This is a genomic window from Streptomyces sp. CC228A (assembly GCF_021390935.1).
GTDB lineage: Bacteria > Actinomycetota > Actinomycetes > Streptomycetales > Streptomycetaceae > Streptomyces.
This window is the reverse complement of record NZ_JAJPUI010000002.1, coordinates 476942-494339: the sequence shown is the minus strand read 5'-3', so window position 1 is coordinate 494339 and position 17398 is coordinate 476942. Positions and strand designations below refer to the sequence as shown.

General features: G+C 74.2%; 12 protein-coding genes and 1 pseudogene. 6 read left to right on the top strand and 7 right to left on the bottom strand.

Going from position 1 to position 17398, the window contains the following annotated elements; all coding sequences use genetic code 11:
* Positions 1–890 precede the first annotated feature (890 nt).
* The 4 genes from L6E17_RS07570 to L6E17_RS07555 all read right to left on the bottom strand — a co-directional run bounded on the left by L6E17_RS07570 (position 891) and on the right by L6E17_RS07555 (position 5045).
* The gene (locus L6E17_RS07570) at positions 891–2144 is read right to left on the bottom strand and encodes an FtsX-like permease family protein (RefSeq protein WP_236239987.1); all 1254 of its coding nucleotides are present in this window, start codon (positions 2142–2144) and stop codon (positions 891–893) included.
* Positions 2128–2874, bottom strand: a complete 747-nt coding sequence (locus L6E17_RS07565) for an ABC transporter ATP-binding protein (protein WP_236239986.1) — start codon at positions 2872–2874, stop codon at positions 2128–2130. Before L6E17_RS07565 ends, L6E17_RS07570 begins: the two co-directional genes overlap by 17 nt.
* Positions 2871–4466: a hypothetical protein gene (locus L6E17_RS07560; protein WP_236239985.1), complete on the bottom strand. Its 1596-nt coding sequence runs from the start codon at positions 4464–4466 to the stop codon at positions 2871–2873. Before L6E17_RS07560 ends, L6E17_RS07565 begins: the two co-directional genes overlap by 4 nt.
* Before the next feature lie 84 nt (positions 4467–4550).
* Positions 4551–5045, bottom strand: a complete 495-nt coding sequence (locus tag L6E17_RS07555) for a hypothetical protein (RefSeq protein ID WP_236239984.1) — start codon at positions 5043–5045, stop codon at positions 4551–4553.
* Between the two features lie 207 nt (positions 5046–5252).
* On the opposite strand from L6E17_RS07555, the gene L6E17_RS07550 reads away from it, so the two are divergent.
* Positions 5253–5486 carry a hypothetical protein gene (locus tag L6E17_RS07550; RefSeq protein ID WP_236239983.1) on the top strand — a complete coding sequence of 78 codons (234 nt, stop codon included), beginning with the start codon at positions 5253–5255 and terminating at the stop codon, positions 5484–5486.
* Positions 5487–5490: 4 nt separating this feature from the next.
* Here the strand turns inward: L6E17_RS07550 and L6E17_RS07545 are convergent, their stop codons facing one another.
* Positions 5491–6360, bottom strand: a complete 870-nt coding sequence (locus tag L6E17_RS07545; RefSeq protein ID WP_236239982.1) for a hypothetical protein — start codon at positions 6358–6360, stop codon at positions 5491–5493.
* Positions 6361–6524: 164 nt separating this feature from the next.
* On the opposite strand from L6E17_RS07545, the gene lon reads away from it, so the two are divergent.
* Complete coding sequence (lon, locus tag L6E17_RS07540) at positions 6525–8978, top strand: endopeptidase La (RefSeq protein WP_236239981.1); 2454 nt, start codon at positions 6525–6527, stop codon at positions 8976–8978.
* 54 nt (positions 8979–9032) lie between these two features.
* Here lon and L6E17_RS07535 read toward each other — a convergent pair.
* Both L6E17_RS07535 and L6E17_RS07530 read right to left on the bottom strand, forming a co-directional pair.
* Positions 9033–9218: pseudogene (locus L6E17_RS07535) on the bottom strand (helix-turn-helix domain-containing protein); the annotation flags it as partial.
* Between the two features lie 628 nt (positions 9219–9846).
* Entirely contained in the window at positions 9847–10641 is a 795-nt protein-coding gene (locus L6E17_RS07530) for a TrmB family transcriptional regulator (protein ID WP_236239980.1), read from the bottom strand.
* A 367-nt stretch (positions 10642–11008) separates the two neighbouring features.
* Here L6E17_RS07530 and L6E17_RS07525 point away from each other — a divergent pair, with 367 nt between their 5' ends.
* The 4 genes from L6E17_RS07525 (at position 11009) to L6E17_RS07505 (ending at position 17265) form a co-directional block, all read left to right on the top strand.
* A complete protein-coding gene (locus tag L6E17_RS07525; protein WP_236239979.1) occupies positions 11009–13798 on the top strand; it encodes a M4 family metallopeptidase in 2790 nt (929 codons plus the stop codon).
* A 167-nt stretch (positions 13799–13965) separates the two neighbouring features.
* Positions 13966–14742 (top strand): response regulator transcription factor, encoded by a 777-nt coding sequence (locus L6E17_RS07520; RefSeq protein ID WP_236239978.1) that lies wholly within the window; start codon positions 13966–13968, stop codon positions 14740–14742.
* 520 nt (positions 14743–15262) lie between these two features.
* Complete coding sequence (locus L6E17_RS07510) at positions 15263–16399, top strand: sensor histidine kinase (protein WP_236239977.1); 1137 nt, start codon at positions 15263–15265, stop codon at positions 16397–16399.
* 497 nt (positions 16400–16896) lie between these two features.
* Positions 16897–17265 (top strand): cupin domain-containing protein, encoded by a 369-nt coding sequence (locus tag L6E17_RS07505; protein ID WP_236239976.1) that lies wholly within the window; start codon positions 16897–16899, stop codon positions 17263–17265.
* Positions 17266–17398 lie beyond the last annotated feature (133 nt).

Below are 17398 nucleotides of genomic sequence, written 5' to 3'. Positions count from 1 at the left end.
GCCGGGTGGCGGCGGGGGCCGGGCGCGCCGCGGTCCGGTGCCGCAAGCCGCCGCGGCGGGGCGCGGGGCCGGCAGGAGGAACCCGCTGTGTGACCGGAGCCGGAGATGTGCCGCCTCGGCGGCGGCGCCCCGCCCCGAAGTCCGCCGCGGCCGCCGGGCCTCCCCGGCGCGGCCCCGTCCACCGTGCGCGCGGACGCCGGGCGCACCGAGGGCCGGCCCCGCTCCCGCCGCACGTTTCCGGACAGGTCGACGCCGGACCCGTCGGCGCTCCCGTACCCGCGGCGCGCGGTCGTGCGGCCGCTGCCGACGCCGACCGGGACGCCCTTCACCTTCTGCTGCGCCCTCGCGCTCCCTCTGAACGTGGGGACCAGTTTCGGCCTTCCGGTATGCGCGGGGCGGTGAGGGGCCTGGTGCGCCCCGCGGCCGCGCCGACCGGTGCCGGCGCGGGTGAACTGACGCTGCCGTACGGCCTCATGGATCTCGCGGGCCCGGTCGCGAACGGGCCCCGCCGGCACTGCCCGTCGGCCCGGGATTCCGGCGGCCGGTGTGCCGGGCGGCGGAGTGGCGGGACATGGCGGCGGGGGCGGCGGCCACCGGCGGCCGCCTCCGCACCGGTCTGACGGGGCGGCACACCTCCGGTGCTGCGTGCCGCGCTGCGGCCGCGGTTGTCCTGTGCAGTTGAAGACTTCATCTGTCGCGATGGTGACCGGCGAAGTGAAACGTTCGCCCGGACGATCGACGCCCTGGTTGTGCAGAGATACCTTGCATATTCCAGGGCGGGCCGACATAGGGGTGGGCCCTGTCCGCCGCAGGGGAGTGGCGGACAGGGCCCACGTCTGGGGAACTCTCCAGCTGTGGCGTGCGGTCTCGGTCGACCGCGCCCCACACCGTCATACGTTGTGGCGTCGCACGGTCAGGTACGGGTCGTCCGCCAATGCGCGCCGTCCTCCGACAAGCGCGCCGACCGCGAGTCCAAGGACCGGAAGGGTCAGGACGGCCAGCATCCAGACAGGGCCGGGGATCGTGTCCCATGGCCGGATCGTCAGCCCGAGTGCGTCGCTGAGAGGGCCGGCCAGTACGGCGGCCACGGCGGCTCCGGCCACGAGCCCCAGGAGCCCGGCGGCGAGTCCGGTCCGCACCGCTTCGCCGATGAGGAGGCGGCGCAGGGAGGACATCGACTCGCCGAGGACCCGGAGGACGGCGAATTGGGCGAGCCTGGCCCGGACGCTGTCCATCGCCCGGGCTGCCCCCAGCAGCAGCGATACGACCGCGAGCAGGGCGGCGAGCACCAGGGTGAACCACTGGACGGCGCCGAAGAGCCCGGGCAGGTTGCCGATCCGGTCCGAGACCGGCGACGCCGAGATGCCGAGTTTCTGCAGGGCCGCGGTGACGGGTGCGACGTATCGCTGGTGCTCGGTCACCACGAGGGCGCTCTGGGCGCCTTCGGTGCTCATGAACTCCGTGGGCGTCTGAGCGGCGCGGGCGGCGGCGAGCCGTAGGGCGGTGGTCGGGGAGACGTAGGCGGCGCCGGGCCCGTCCGGCTGCCAGGACGGATCGTAGGCGGCGACGGCGGTGAGGGCGATGTCCTTGGTCGTGCCCGTGTTGGGGCCGGTGCCGACGGTGTGCGAGAAGGTGAGGGTGCGGCCCACGAATCCGCCGAGGTCGGTGCCGTCGGCCTTGGCGGGGACGATGATCTGGCCGTCGGCGAGTTGCTTGTCCGGGGCTTGGCCCTCGACGACGGGAATCGTGCTGCCGGGCACGTAGCTGTTCGCGCCGAGGATGTAGGTTCCGCCGGTCTCCGTAGCGGCGTAGACCGAAGCCGCGTAGTCGGGTACGACCTGGGTGACGCCGTCGATCCCGGCGGCCTCGGTGAGGACGTCCTGGGTGAGTGGCCGTGCGGAGCCTCCGGCGCCGGAGCCCGAGCCGGTCGTGGCGAGCTCGATCTGCGTCAGGCCGCCGCTGGACAGGACATCGCGTTCCACGGCGGTGGAGGCGCCGCTGGTCACTCCGACGGACAGGGCGAGCAGCGCCGACAGGGCGGTCACGGTGGTCAGGGCTCTGCGCAGGGAGTTGCTGTCGCGGCGCCAGGTCAGGCCGCTCCAGCCGCCCGGGTGCCGCGGGGCGGTCTCAGTGGACGGGGTCACGCGGTTCCTCCTGGGTGGGGCCGGCGGGGGTGGCGTCGGTGAGTCGTCCGTCCACGAGACGGGACGCGCGGGCGCACCGGTCCGCGATGCGCGGGTCGTGCGTGACGACGAGTACGCCGGTGCCGCGCGCCGCGCACTCCAGCAGCGCCTCCATGACGAGGTCGCCGTTCTTCTCGTCGAGTCCGGAGGTCGGTTCGTCGGCGAGGATCAGCGCGGGTTCGTGCACGGCGGCGCGGGCGATGGCCACGCGTTGCCGCTGGCCGCCGGAGAGCTCCTGGACCGGGCGGTCGGCGAGGTCCGCCATGTCCAGTGCGGACAGCGCGGCGCGCGCCTGTTCGCGATGGCGGGCCAGGCGCGGCCCGAAGGCGGCCGCGACGTTCTCCCAGGTATTGAGGAACGGGAGGAGACCGAGGTCCTGGAGCACCGTGCCGACGCGATGACGGCGAAGAGCATCGGGGTCGCCCGCGGCGGAGTCGGCGCCGGCGATGGTGATCGTCCCGGCCGTGGGGGCCAGGATCAACCCCGCCAGCGCGAGCACGGTGCTCTTGCCGCAGCCGGACGGACCCTGCACGGCAAGGGTCAGGCCCGCAGGCAGGGTGAGGTTCAGGTCCTCGATCACATTCCGGTCCGTGCCCGGATATCGGTAGGACACGGAGTCGAGGACGAGTGCGGCAGGGGGTTCTTCGAGCACGATGCGCTCCGGGACGCTGGGACGGGTCGGTGCTGTCACTGCAGGGAGTAGGCAGCGTTGGTGGCTTCCACATCGGCGGGACCGCCAGGAGTACGGCTGTAGAGGGAAGCGTTGCCCTTCGCCGTGAACTTTGCCACGAGAGAGGGAAGTTGGTCGAAGAACTCCTGGGAGATCACCGCTCCGGAGTGAACAGCGGCCCAATAGGCGTCCGCGGCGCCGATGAGGTCGCCGTCGCGTAGCAATCCGGTGGCGATTTTCGGCAGGTCGTGGCCGGTAACGGCCTGAGCGGCCTGCTCCTTGCAGCCGGCTTCGCCGAGGAGCCGGAGGGCGCGGAGCGCCGGGCCGTCGAGTCGTTTGCCCTCGGGCAGCGCGGGAGCGATGTCGGTCTTGGGGCAGCCGAGTTCCAGCTCGATGCGGGCCCGCATGGTGTCTCCCCATTGGGCGGACCGGTTGGCCTGATAGCGAGGGGGCACGACGAGCGCGGCGACATCGCGTTGGCCCTCTGCTGCTCGGGGGCCGCAGGCTAGTTCCAACCGGTCGCAGATCAGGGCGACCATGACATTGTCGCCGGGGGGAAGTTCGCGTTCATTGCTGAGCTTTCGCACCGCGTCGGTGAGCCAGTCGGGTGCCTGATTCTGTGTTCCGGTAATGGCGAGCGCGCGAGCCGCTTCGTACGTCGCTCGGAGGTTTCCCTGCTGATTGGGCGTTTCGATGACGAGTCCCTTGTCATCGAAAGCGGCCCTGGTCTTGATGCTCTTTTCCTGAGGAAGAGCTCTGCGAGCCAGCCAGCGTGTTTGTGGATTGTCCGAGCCGATGCCGGCCTTGAGGCATTGCGCGGATTCCTGCGGCAGACGCGTGGCCGGGGAGAGGATCCGCTGGGCGGCCAGCTGAGCGGCGTCGGCCTCGGTGCACGACTGGGCCGTGGCCTCTGAGTGCCAGTCGCTGACCGCGGTGGACGGCTTCAGAGGGCGGCCGAGCCCGGAAAGCGCGTCCGACGCCTCCAGCACGGGGATCGGCGTGCTGATTCGGTTCGCGTCCGTCGCGAGGGCGTCAAGGGCCGACTCGGGTACGCCGTCCGCCTTGCCGAGACAGCGCAGCGCGGTGAGGAAAGAACCGCGGGTGGCGACAGACGTGTCGATGCTGTCCGTGGAGCCTCGGGTGATCAGGTACGTGCGGGCTTCCTCCAAGGCTTCCTTCGACCACGGGATTTGGTCCATGAGCCGCTGGGCGTGCGGCGATGGAGCGCCGGGGTCCCTGGGGGCGACAGCCAGGCACAGATAGTAGGCACGCCATGCGGGCGATTCAGTCGCGTCCGATTCCGCGAGGGCGATGAGCGCTTTGTCGTCGAGGGCGGGCATGGCGGTCGTGCCGTCGGAGAGTCGGGTCTCCTGGCGGCCGTACGCGGTGCTGTGAAGGCGGGGGCGGGCGCCGTGCGCGACAGCCTGCGGGCGCACGAGGTCGTTGTCACCCCGTAGCTGTTCCAACGCCTCCGGCAGTCCCTGGCCCGGAGCGTCCGGCACATGGTCGCTCTTGCCCGGAAGGAGCTGGCCGATGTGCAGGGGGAGCGTGAGGACGAGCGCGAGCAGCAGAGCACCCGCCCCGACCAGCCACCCGAGTCGCTTCCTCGTCATCGTGGTTCCCGCGTTTCTTGCGTAGTTCGGGTTGGTGTACGGCGTGGGGCAGCCGCGCGATCGCGGCGGCCCCACACGGGTTCATCAGGTGCAGGCCGACGACCACGCCTTCGAACCGCTCTTGAACGCGTACGCGTCGGAGCAGGTGGTGATGCTCGTGCTGAAGGCGCCCGACGGGTCAGCGATCCCGCTGATGTCGGAGATCCACGTGTTGGTGTTCGTCCACGCGATCCGGGCCGTCTCCTTGCTCACCTGCGTGGCGCTCGGCGACACCGATATGGTCGCCCCCCAGCCGTTCGCGGTGACCGTCGCGGTGTTCTTGATCGTCTCGACCTTGTACGCGGACCCGCTCTTGAGGGCCTTCGAGGACGTGGCGAACGAGCACTTGTCGCTGTAGAAGTTGCAGTTCCAGGTGTTGGCCTGGATGACCACTCCGGTACCCGGAATGGAGACCGAGGCGCTGTCGGAGATCGTGGCGCCTTCGCTGGCAGCGGTGGCCTGACCCGCTCCGGCCAGCATCAGCCCTGCCAGGGCCACCGCGAGTGCGCCACCTTTGGCGGCGCGGAAGGAAATGGACATGATGGTGCGCTCCTTGGTCGTTGTGGTGCAGATTGCAGACGTCGACGTCGGACCGCAGGGACCTTGCGACCGGTGGCTAACCGGTGTTCCCCCGAGGTCGTGGCGTGGAGCCGGCTGTTCGGCTTGTTCTGCCGCTGTCGGCTTCGCGGTGTGAGCCTCACACAGATCGGCTCCTGTGTCCCCACGGACCGTGGAGTTCCGCGGGAGATGGCTGAGGCGGGTGTGACTTGTGGCTCGAACGAAGTGGGGTCGGTACTGATTGAGGGGGTGTCGGCGCACTTCCCGCTTGTCCATCGCCAGACAATCGCGCTGGACGCCGCCATGGAACGGGTGAATTTCTTTCTGTGTCGCCCGCGTGGCGCTATTGCAGTTGAGGCGTTCGATATGCCTGTGGAGATTAAACGTTCGATAAACGCCGGATTGGTGGCATCAACCGGGTGAGCTGTCAGGTTCTCTCCTCCGCTCGTCGGCGTGCGTCCCAGGCGAGAAACTGTGGATCGGTCTGCTTGCTGTGCCAGATCGCTCCTTCGGTCCGTTCGTACTTCGGGGCCCATGCGCGGTCGATGACGGGGCGGATGTGGAGGTGGCGGAGCAGGGGGGAGCCGGCCTTGCGGTTCCGGCTGAACCAGAGCGCGCTCTGCTCGTGTCGCCGGGCTTGCGCGCGGTGCAGGGGCGGGAGGACGCCGCTGACCCGTGCCGGCGAGTAGGTGTTGGTCGGCGCGGAGGGAGGACGCCAGGAGTCGGCGATCGCCCCGTGCGCTATGGCGTCGCCCAACTCGGGTTTGTCGTCGTACGGGTAGCTGACGCGGCGGCTGATCTCCGCACAGAAGCGGAGGCCGTCCAGGATGTTGCCGCTCGCGAGGCGGCGCCAGTGGGGCGAGGCGATGATCACGGCGAGGCTGACGGCTTCGGGATAGACCGCGGAGGTGCTGTAGGCGTAGAAGGCGGCGGACTCGTCGCCGTCCGGCACGAGTACCCGGGCCCGGGCGTCCCAGGTGTACGCGACGTGACGGGGGTCTTCGGGCGGGCGGACCGTGTCCCAGATGTGCCCGCAGAAGCTGGAGGCGGTCAGCACGGCGTCGTAGGTGGCTGCCCACCCGCGTCGGCTCAGCAGGCGCAGGTGCCGACGCTGGGCGTCGACGACGGCGGGAAGTTCGCTCAGGTCGGCGGAGGGTCTGTCGGCGTCCGGCGGGCCGATCCAGGTGCGGTGGCGCAGGCAGACGTAGCGGTGGTGCGGCAGGAGGCGGGTGACCTTTCCGCCCGGATGCCGGGCGTCGCATCGGTGGCAGCCGGGCTGGGGCTGGTGGCGGAACATCCTCCAGTCGGGCTGCGGGTCACGGAGTTCGGGCAGGGCTCCGGCGAGGTCGTGGATGCTGCGGCCGGTGATCGCTCAGAGCGAACACGTGCCGGGGTGGGAACATAGGGCGGCTCACATGCATTGAGTCGGTAGAGCTCAACTTGCCTGCCTAAGGGGAGATCATGGCTGCTGATTCGCCGTCCGCTTCGCTGACCCTGCCCGTCCTGCCCCTCGACGACGAGGTGGTCCTGCCCGGCATGGTGGTGTCCCTGGAGCTGTCCGACGCCGACGTGCGCGCCGCCGTGGAGGCCGCGCAGGCCGCCGCGCGGGGCGGGGGCGCCAAGCCCCGCGTGCTGCTGGTCCCGCGGATCGACGGCACCTACGCGGGGATCGGCGTGCTCGGCACCGTCGAGCAGGTCGGCCGGCTCTCCGGCGGCGACGCGGGCGCGCTGATCCGGGGCCTGCGACGGGTGCGGATCGGCGCCGGGACCACCGGGCCGGGCGCCGCGCTGTGGGTCGAGGGGACGGCCCTCGACGAGGCCGTACCGGACCCCCTGCCCGGAGCCGTCACCGAACTCGTCACCGAGTACAAGGCCCTGGCCACCAGCTGGCTCCGCAAGCGCGGCGCGTGGCAGGTCGTGGACCGCGTCCAGCAGATCGACGGGGTCGGCGCCCTCGCGGACAACGCCGGGTACTCGCCGTTCCTGACCCTGGAGCAGAAGGTCGCCCTGCTGGAGGCCGTCGACCCCGTCGAGCGGCTCAGGCTCGCCACCCAGCAGCTGCGCGACCACCTCGCCGAGCAGGACGTCGCCGAGTCCATCGCCAAGGACGTCCAGGAAGGCGTCGACAAGCAGCAGCGGGAGTTCCTGCTGCGCCGCCAGCTCGAAGCCGTACGCAAGGAGCTGCGCGAACTCGACGGCGGCGGCGACGGCGACGAGTCCGACGACTACCGGGCCCGGGTCGAGGCCGCGGACCTCCCGGAGAAGGTGCGTGAGGCCGCCCTCAAGGAAGTGGACAAGCTGGAGCGGGGCAGCGACCAGTCCCCGGAGAGCGGCTGGATCCGCACGTGGCTCGACACCGTCCTCGAACTGCCCTGGAACGAGCGGACCGAGGACCGGTACGACATCCGGGGCGCCCGCGCCGTGCTCGACGCCGAGCACGCGGGACTCGACGACGTGAAGGACCGCATCACCGAGTACCTCGCCGTGCGCAAGCGGCGCTCCGACCGCGGCATGGGTGTCGTCGGCGGGCGCCGCGGCGGCGCCGTCCTCGCCCTCGTCGGCCCGCCCGGCGTGGGCAAGACCTCGCTCGGCGAGTCCGTCGCCCACGCCATGGGGCGGAAGTTCGTCCGGGTCGCGCTCGGCGGCGTACGGGACGAAGCCGAGATCCGCGGCCACCGCAGGACCTACGTCGGAGCCCTGCCGGGCCGGATCGTGCGGGCCGTCAAGGAAGCCGGCTCCATGAACCCGGTCGTGCTCCTCGACGAGATCGACAAGGTCGGCTCCGACTTCCGGGGCGACCCGGCCGCCGCCCTGCTGGAGGTCCTGGACCCGGCCCAGAACCACACCTTCCGCGACCACTACCTGGAAGTCGAACTCGACCTGAGCGACGTCGTCTTCCTCGCGACCGCCAACGTGCTGGAGGCCATCCCGGACGCCCTGCTCGACCGGATGGAGCTCGTCCGCCTCGACGGCTACACGGAGGACGAGAAGATCGTCATCGCCCGTGAGCACCTGGTGCCGCGCCAGCTCGACCGCGCGGGGCTCGCGGAGGACGAGGTCGTGGTCGAGGAGGCCGCGCTGCGCCGCCTCGCCGGCGAATACACCCGCGAGGCGGGCGTGCGGAACCTGGAGCGGGCCGTCGCCCGGCTGCTGCGGAAGGTCGCGGCGCAGGCCGAACTGGGGGAGCGGAAGCTGCCGTCCACGGTGGGCGCCGACGACCTGCGCGGGCTCATCGGGCGGCCCCACCACGTGCCGGAGTCGGCGCAGGACCCGTCCGAGCGCCGTACGTCCGTGCCCGGTGTGGCGACCGGTCTGGCCGTCACCGGGGCCGGAGGCGACGTGCTGTTCGTGGAGGCGTCCCTGGCGGACCCGGAGACCGGCGCCGCCGGGCTCACCCTCACCGGTCAGCTCGGCGACGTCATGAAGGAGTCCGCGCAGATCGCGCTGTCCTTCCTCCGCTCGCACGGCGCCGAGCTGGAGCTGCCCGTCACCGGGTTGAAGGACCGTGGTGTGCACGTCCACTTCCCGGCGGGCGCCGTGCCGAAGGACGGCCCCAGTGCCGGCATCACCATGACGACCGCCCTCGCCTCCCTGCTCAGCGGGCGGCTGGTGCGGACCGATGTGGCGATGACCGGCGAGGTCTCGCTGACGGGGCGGGTCCTGCCCATCGGCGGCGTCAAGCAGAAGCTGCTGGCGGCGCACCGGGCGGGCATCACCACCGTCGTCATCCCGAAGCGCAACGAGCCCGACCTCGACGACGTGCCGGCCGAGGTGCTGGACGCGCTGGAGGTGCACACCGTGACGGATGTCCGGCAGGTCCTCGACATCGCCCTGACCCCGGCGTCCACCCGCCCGGCGGACAGCGGAGCCGAGGCCGCCGGGGCGGTCGGCGGGACCCCGGTCGCCGCCGCCTGAACGGCCCGCGAGGGTGCTCCGCCGACGGGCGGCCCGCCCTCGCGGTGCCGGGGTTCAGGGCTGGAGCCAGCCGCGGGCGGTGGCCCTGGCCCCGGCCTGGAAGCGGGTACGGGCGTCCAAGGTGTCCAGGAGCCGGGTGATGCGGCGGCGCGCCGTGTGCACATGGACGCCCAGGCGGCGGGCGATCGCCTCGTCCTTCAGACCGGCCGCCAGCAGGGAGAGCAGCTCCCGCTGCTGGTCACCGGCGGGTTCCGGTCCGGCGGGCTGCCGCTGGGGCTCCGGCCGCCGGTCCCCGGCGGCAGCCGGTCCCGGCTCGGCCGGGTGCGGTCCGGCCGGGTGCGGTCCGGCTTCCCGCCTCGGCTGGTTCGTACGCCGTTCGGGCGCTCGCTGCTGGTCACCGGCGGGCGCCGCCTGCGGTCCGGCCGGGCGCCGCTCGGGCTCCCGCCCCGGCTGGTTCTGGTGCCGCTCGGGCTCCCCCTCCGGCCGGTTCGGGCGCCGTTCGGGTTCCCGCCGCAGGCGGGCCTGGCTCCGGTCGGCCTCCCCCTCCGGCCGGTTCGGGCGCCGTTCGGGTTCCCGCCGCAGGCGGGCCTGGCTCCGGTCGGCCTCCCCCTCCGGCCGGTTCGGGCCCCGCTCGGGTTCCCGCCGCAGGCGGGCCTGGCTCCGTTCGGCCTCCGGCCCCGGCTGGTTCGGGTGCCGCTCGGGTTCCCCCTCCGGCCGGTTCGGGCGCCGTTCGGGTTCCCGTCGCAGGCGGGCCTGGCTCCGGTCGGCCTCCGGCCCCGGCTGGTTCGGGTGGCGCTCGGCCTCCGGTCCCGGCCGGTCCGGGCCCCGTTCGGGTTCACGCCCCGGCCGGTCCAGGCGCCGTTCGGGTTCACCCCGGCCGGTCCGGGGGTGTGGCGCCGGACCAGACCGCCTCGAAGAGGGGCAGCAGCGCGTCCCGGAGCCGGGCCTCCGCGACCAGCAGGGCGTAGGCCCCCGGGGCGGCCCCGCCGGCCGGCGGCAGCAGCGCCACGCGGCCGTCCACCGCGACCAGCCGCGTGGGCACCCCCGCCGCCGCGGCCCGCAGCCGCAGGCCCCGGTCCGCGAGGGCGGCTGCACGCCGCTGACCGGCGGGGCAGCCGAGGCCCGGCCCGCCCAGCACCACCCGTACCGGTAGGCCTTCGGCTGCCCGCGCCGCCGCGAGGTCCAGCCAGGCGACGTGCGGCCGGTCGTCCATGACCAGCACTTCCCGCTCGGCGCCCGCCACGAGTTCCCCCGCCCGTTCCGCGATGGCCCGCGCCCCCGAGACCGCCTCGACCCCGCCGACGGGGCCGGACGCCTGGCCCGGCCCCGTACCGGCCGCGGCGGCCAGCCGTTCTGCGGTGAGCCGCAGCCGGGCCAACTCCGCCGATCTGCGGTGCAGTTCCGCCTGCCTGCGGTGGATCAGGGTGTGGAGCGCCGTCTCCGGCGCCGTCGGGTGCGGCAGCCCGGCGCCGTCGGGCGGTCCGGCCGGCCGGGCGAAGCCGTGTTCCACGAGCCGGTCCAGCGCGGTGTGCACCTGCTTCTGCGGGAGGTCGAGGAGCCGCGCCAACTCCTCCACCCCATGGGCCCGTTCCAGCAGTAACGCCTCGTACGCCCGCTCCTCGGCCTCCCCCAGGCCGAGCGGGGGCCATTCCCCCTGGATCATGCGTCGGATTCTCACCAGACGCTCACGGGACACACAAGTGTGCATCCCCACTTCTCAACGCATCTGGCTCATTGCCGACTTCGCGCCGACCCCGCTTGCATGTCCCTGACCAGACCACCCGAACGGCTCTGACCAAGCACGTAGGAGGGTTACGGACTGTGCGCAACACCCGAAAGTCACGGGGCATGGGCGAGACACGCAGCGGCATACGGAGGGGGGCGGCCGCGACCGGGGGAGCGGCCCTCCTCGCCGCGGGACTGCTGATCACGGCGGTCCCCCCGGCCCTGGCCGCTCCTCCGGCGGCCGAGGCGCCGGCACCGGCGGCCGCCCCGACCGGCCCGACGGGCCGCCACCGGCCGTCGACGCCGTGCCGCTGCCGGAGACGGACACCCCCGCCCTGGTGGAGGGCATCCACGAACCGGTGGACGCCGAAGCGGCCCCCGCGGACGCCGCCCGCCGCCACCTCGCCGCGAAGGAGAGCCGCTACCGCATCGCCGAACCCCGGCGCGATCTCGTCCCCGTGCAGACGGTGACGCGGGGCGCCGAGGAGACCGTGCGGCTCCAGCAGCGGCACCGGGGCGTCCCGGTGCTCGGCGGCCAGTACGTGGTCCGCATGGAGCACGAGCGCGGGCGGCGCGCCGTCACCGGCACCTCCGGCAAGTACTTCACGGGCCTCACGGCGGACACGCGGCCCGCCGTCTCCGAGGCCACCGCCGTGCAGCGCGCGGTGGCCGCGACCCGCACGCGGCTCGTCGGCGGCCGCCTCGCCAAGCCGGCCGGCGACGCCCGCCGGGCGGCCGGCCCGTCTCTTCGGGGCAGCGCCAACGGCCTGGTGGTCGTCCCGCTCGGCGGGGGCGTGCTCACGTACCACGTGACGGTGCGCGGCACCCACCCGGCGACGGGGGAGCCGGTCCTCCAGCACGTGTACGTGGACGCCCGCGCCGGCTACCCGGTGCTCCAGTACACCGGCATCAAGACCATCGGCCTGCCCGCGAAGCCCCCGGCCGGAAAGGCCTCGGCGGCGAAGCCCGCGGCCGGACAGCCCGCGGCGGGCAACGCCGCGGCCGGGAAGCGCCCCGCGGCGAAGCCCGCCGCCGACCGGGCCGCGCCCGGAGCCTCCACCGCCGGCAGCGGGGCCGCGGACGGCGCCCAGGCCGGCAGCGGCGTCCGCCTCGACGGCACGCAGGTCGCCCTCAACATCCACCGGGCCGCGCCCGACGGGCCGTACGCCCTCAGCGACCGCGCCCGCATGGCACGCGCCAGCAAGAACGCCCTCACCACGTGGGACGCGCGCGGCAAGGACGTCTTCGACGTCGCCGGCACCTGGCCGGACGGGCTGAAGGAGTTCGCGAGCGCCACCCCCGCCTTCGGGAAGGACGCCACCGACTCCGGGGCGGTCGACGCCCACTGGGCGGCGGGCGAGGTGTACGACTACTACAAGGAGCGGCACGGCAGGGACGGTCTCGACGGTCGCGGTTCCGCCGTCGACTCCCTCGTCGGCGTGACCGAGTTCGGCGGGCCCTACGTCAACGCCTTCTGGGACGGCACCAAGATGGTGTACGGCTCCGGCGACGACACGTACAAGCCGCTCTCCGCCGACCTGGACGTGGTCGGCCACGAGATGACCCACGGTGTCGTCGAGCACACCTCGAACCTCGTCTACGCGGGCCAGTCCGGCGCGCTCAACGAGGCGTTCGCCGACTACTTCGGCAACGCCATCGACGTCGACGCGTCCGGCACCCCCATGGACGACCCGGACGCGGGCCTCATCGGCGAGGACCTGTGCCGGGAGGCCGCGGCCAGGGACTGCGCGCTGCGCGACCTCGACGACGGCGCCACCACCACGAGCCGCTTCCTCGGCGTCACCTTCGGCACCGACAACGGCGGTGTGCACCTCAACTCGACCATCTTCTCCGGCGCCCTGTGGGACCTGCGCCAGGACGTCGGGCCCGAGCTGGCGGACAGGATCGCCTACAAGGCCCTCACCGAGTACCTCACCCCGCTCGACGGCTTCACCGAGGGCCGCGCCGCCGTCCTCGCCGCCGCCCGCGACCTGGGCGCCAAGGCCGGGCAGATGAGGGCCGTCACCCGGTCCTTCAACGCCCACGGCATCGTGCCCGGCTGGGAGAACGCGCTGGGCCTCGACAGCGACACCCTCCTGGCGAAGGTGCACACCCAGGGCGTCGGCGTCCAGGCGGGCGGCGACTGGTGGACCACGTCCCTGTCGAACGACGACGGCACGGAGGCGTACTCCGTCTACGCGGGCCGCGTCGACGGCAGGGGCGCGCCGAAGCTGATGAGCCCCAACGACGGCCGCTACCACGTGTACCCGGCGACCGACGGCCGGACCGTCGTGTGGGCGGCGTACGGTCCCGACGGCGTCGACCTCCTGTCCCGGCCGATCACGGGCGGCCCGGTGAAGCGGCTGCACACGGTCCAGGGCGACGTGGTGGCCCTGCGCGTCGAGGCGGGGACGACCGTCTTCGACATCGTCGACTACACCACGTTCCAGCGCCGCGTCGGCTATCTGCGGCCCGGTGACCGCACGCCGACGTACGTCGACGGGGGCCGGGACGACATCGTGACCGGCCTGCCGTCGCTCGCGCACGGCAGGATCGCGTACGCCGTGCTGTACCCGTCGGAGGACGGGGCGCAGGGGTACCGCCTCGGCGTGCGGGTCCTCGACCTCGGCAGCGGCCGCACGGTGCAGACCGAGCAGCTCGGCGAGGTGCAGGCCGTCGGCGGGACCGCGCTCAACAGCCGGCACGTGTTCTGGATCACCGACGACAACCCGGACGACGACGGCCGGACGGGCATCCGGCGGGCCGACGCCGGGGACGGCACCCAGGCGTTCGACATCAGCAGCGAGTACAAGCCCGGCGCGCTCGCCGCGACGGACATCACGGTGTCCGACACGGCCGTCACGGTCGGCGCGGTCCCGGTGGACGCGGGCGCCGACGGCGCCTTCACCAACGCCGGCCTGACGAAGATCTGGCAGCTCTCCACGGACGGCGCGCGCAAGCAGCGGCTGTCCTGCAACCGCGGTGAGCAGGTCTCCCCGGCCGCCGTCTCCGGCACCCGGGTGGTGTGGCTGGACGGCACCGCGGGCTGGACGAGCGTCGTGACCCGCGGCCGCCCGGCGGGCACCTGCGGCTGACGGCCGGCAGCCGCCTCCCCCGGCGCGGGTGAGGACCGGTCGGCACCCGGGAAGGACCCCCGGCCCGCCAGGGCCGGGGTCCTTCCCGCTGCCTCGCCCGTCGGGGCGCGGCGCGCGCAGCGCCTATGCTGAGGGCGCTCCAGAACGCCTGAGTGGGGTCCGGCCGTATGAACCGTTCAGCAGTGCACGTGATGATCGTCGACGACGAGGTCCTGATCCGGGAGGGGCTCCGGCGGATCGTCGACGGGTTCGCGGCGGCCCGGGTGGTGGCGGTGTGCAGCGGCTCGGAAGCGCTCGGTGCCGCGCGGGAGCACCGTCCCGACGTCGTCCTGCTGGACGTGCGCATGCCGGACCGGGACGGCCTGACCGTACTGGCCGACCTGCGGTCCCTGCCCGAGCCGCCGGTCGTCGCCATGCTGACCACGTTCGACGCCGACGAGCACCTGTCGGCGGCGCTCCGCGGCGGCGCGGCGGGCTTCCTGCTGAAGGACACCGCGCCGGAGCAGTTGGAGTACCAGCTGCAGGAACTGGCGGCGGGCGGCAGCGTGATCTCCCCGAAGGTCGCCAGGACCGTCGTGGACGGCTACCTCCGCGCGGAAGGGGAGGGGACGGCCGCGGAAGGCGGCGGTGCGGGGGCCGGTGCGGCCGCAGGCGCACCCGGCGCGGGTCCGGGCGCCGGACCGCGGGCGTACGGCGGGTACGGAGCGGGCGCCTCCGGGGCCGGGCCGCAGGGCCCGCCGTCCGTGCTGGACGAGCTGACCGCCCGCGAACGCGAGGTCCTGGCGCTCCTCGCGGAGGGCCTGTCCAACGGCGAGATCGCGCAGCGGCTCTTCATCGGCACGACCACGGTCAAGGACCACGTCAGCACGCTGCTCGGCAAGCTCGGCGTGACGAACCGCGTCCAGGCGGCGGTCCGCGCCCACCAGTGGAGACTCATCCGGTGAGGTTCCCCCGAGCGGCACGGCTCCGCGTCCCGGCGCCCAGGGCCCCGTCCGGACGGTCCGCCCCGCCCCGCCCGTCGGCCCTCGCACCCGGTACGGCCGGCGGCACCCCGCCCGACTCCGGTGGCACCGCCGACGACGGCGCACCCGCCGGGGACGCACCCGCGCCGCGGGCGGTCGGCGACGGCAGCGGTGCCGACGGTGCCGGGGACGGCGCGGGTGCCCGCGGCGCACCCGCCGGAGGCTCGGACACTGCCGGCGCACCCGCCGGAGGCTCGGACACCGCCGGCGCACCCGCCGGAGGCTCGGACACCGCCGGCGCACCCGCCGGCGGTACGGCCGGTGGACGCGCCGCGTGCCGTGGCGTACCGGAGGCCGGCGCGCCCGCCGCCGCAGCCGGCGGCCCGAGGCGGCCCGGCTCGCAGGCGGACGCCACCGGCGAGGACCGCGGCGGGGACGGGGCCACGGGCGGCAGCGGAAGGCCGGGCGGGCTGCGGCAGCGGGCCACCGCCTGGCGGGTCGCGTGCGGCCGGGTCACCGCGGGCGGCTCACCGCCGAGCGGGTCGCCGTGGCGGCGGCCGCCGCCGAGTTGCTGACCGTCGCCGACGCGTTCGGCCGTACGACGCTCGCGGTGTGCGCGCTCGCGCTGCTGGCCCTCCCGCTGCGGCGGAGGCTGCCGCTCACGGCCCTGTGCGCGACGCTGCCGTCCCTGCTGCTGGGGCACCTGTGGCTGCCCCCGATGATCGTGATGTACGAGATAGCCCGGGGCCGCTCCCGCCGCCGGCTCGCGTGGTCCTGCGGCCTGCTGTTCTGCGCGGCCGCCTGCCCCTGGCCCCTCGGCGGGCTCGCCGCCATGACGCGTGAGGAGATCCTCACCTCCGTGGAGGCGGCCGGGCTGCTGAGCATGGGGCCCACCGCCCTCGGCCTGCTGGCCGCCACCCGGGCCGAACTGCGCGCCCGGCTGGCCGACCTGACGGCGACGCAGGAGCGCGAACGCCGCCTGGAGGCCGAGCGTGCCGTCGCGGGCGAGCGCTCCCGGCTCGCCCGCGAGATGCACGACACGGTCTCGCACCACGTGGGCATCATCGCCGTCCAGGCGGGCGCCCTGCGGACGGTGGAGACCGCCGACGACTGGAAGCGCGAGACCGCGGAGAGCATCCGCCGCCACAGCGTGCAGGCCCTGGAGGAACTCCGGGACATGGTCGGCGTCCTGCGCGGCTCCGACGCGGGGGCCGCCGCGGCGGCCGGCCGCTCCGGCCTGGAGGACCTGCGGCGACTGGCCGCCGACAGCCTGCTGGACGTCAGCGTGCGGCTGCCGGGGGCGGCCGGGCCGCAGGACGGCGCGTACCCCGCCGCGGTGGAGGCGGCGGCGTTCCGCATCGTGCAGGAGGCTCTGAGCAATGTGCGGAAGCACGCCCCCGACGCCCGCGTCACGGTCCGGGTCGACCGCTCCGCCGACGGCCGGTCCCTGACGGTGGAGGTCCTCAACGGCCCGCCCGCGCGGGCCGGGACCGTGGGCGCCGCGTGCCGGGACGACCTGCCCCGGGGCGGCCACGGCCTCGTCGGCCTCCGGGAGCGGGCCGCGCTGCTGGGCGGCCGGCTGACGGCCCGCCCCTGCCCGGACGGCGGCTTCGTCGTACGGGCGGACCTGCCGCTCTGACGGCGGCGCCCCACCGACCGGAGGGGGCCGACCGGCGGTACGGCGCCCCGCCCCGCGCGGCAGCATGGGGGCAGCCGGCCTGGGGGACCTGACCAGTCACGCCGGGACCCGAGGAGGAACTTCCGCGGCCCACGTCCGCGGAACGGGATCCCGCCACTGGAGCGGCGGGCGTACCGGCAGAGGCGTCCCGGCGCACCGGGGCAGCGGTGCGCCGGGACCCGTCCTCACGGCTCCCGACCGCCGCCCTGCCCCGCCGCCGGGTCCGGCACCCCCTGCCACCGTCGCCCCGCCCCAGCGCGTGGACCGCCGGCCCGCTCGTACGCCCGTCGGCGCCGCCCGTATGCCCCTCCGCGCTGGTCGGGCGCCCCTCCGCGCCTCCCGTACGCCCTTCCGCGCCGGTCGGGTGCCCGCCCAAACCGGCCGTGACCGCGCCCGGTCCCGGGCGTAGCCTGGAAGCGGACTCGGGGTGACGGCGACTCTCCCGGAGGCTGAAGATCATGACCGGGATCCTGCAGAGAACCTTCGAGCAGGCGGACGAGACCCGTCCCTTCGAGGAGGGCAAGGGCCGACTCGACCTGCTGAACACGGAACACGGCCCGGTGGGCCGGGCGGTGTTCGAGCCGGGCTGGCAGTGGTCCGAGCACATCAAGCCGATCGTCGGCGGCGACAGCTGCCAGGCCGCGCACGTCGGCTACTGCCTGAGCGGCCGGATGAAGATCGTCATGGACGACGGCGAGGCGGTCGAGCTCGGCCCCGGCGACTTCATGGCCGTCGCCCCGGGGCACGACGCGTGGGTCGTCGGCGACGAGCCCTGCGTCATGCTCGACTGGGCGGGCTTCGGCGACTACGCCAAGCCGCAGGGGTAGTCCCCGGCGCACCGCCGCAGACCGCCTCACCCCGCCCCCTCGGAGCCGGGCCGCGGGCCCGGCCACCCCGCCCCCGGAGCCCGGCCGCCCTCGCGAGCCGCGAGCCGGTTCCTGCCCTGATCCGCCGCCGAGG

Coding starts and splice junctions, on each gene's coding strand:
- L6E17_RS07560 (WP_236239985.1), bottom strand. CDS start 4,466: ATGACGAGGAAGCGACTCGGGTGGCTGGTCGGGGCGGGTGCTCTGCTG.
- L6E17_RS07555 (WP_236239984.1), bottom strand. CDS start 5,045: ATGTCCATTTCCTTCCGCGCCGCCAAAGGTGGCGCACTCGCGGTGGCC.
- L6E17_RS07550 (WP_236239983.1), top strand. CDS start 5,253: ATGGCTGAGGCGGGTGTGACTTGTGGCTCGAACGAAGTGGGGTCGGTA.
- L6E17_RS07545 (WP_236239982.1), bottom strand. CDS start 6,360: ATGTTCCGCCACCAGCCCCAGCCCGGCTGCCACCGATGCGACGCCCGG.
- lon (WP_236239981.1), top strand. CDS start 6,525: ATGGCTGCTGATTCGCCGTCCGCTTCGCTGACCCTGCCCGTCCTGCCC.
- L6E17_RS07530 (WP_236239980.1), bottom strand. CDS start 10,641: ATGATCCAGGGGGAATGGCCCCCGCTCGGCCTGGGGGAGGCCGAGGAG.
- L6E17_RS07520 (WP_236239978.1), top strand. CDS start 13,966: ATGAACCGTTCAGCAGTGCACGTGATGATCGTCGACGACGAGGTCCTG.
- L6E17_RS07505 (WP_236239976.1), top strand. CDS start 16,897: ATGACCGGGATCCTGCAGAGAACCTTCGAGCAGGCGGACGAGACCCGT.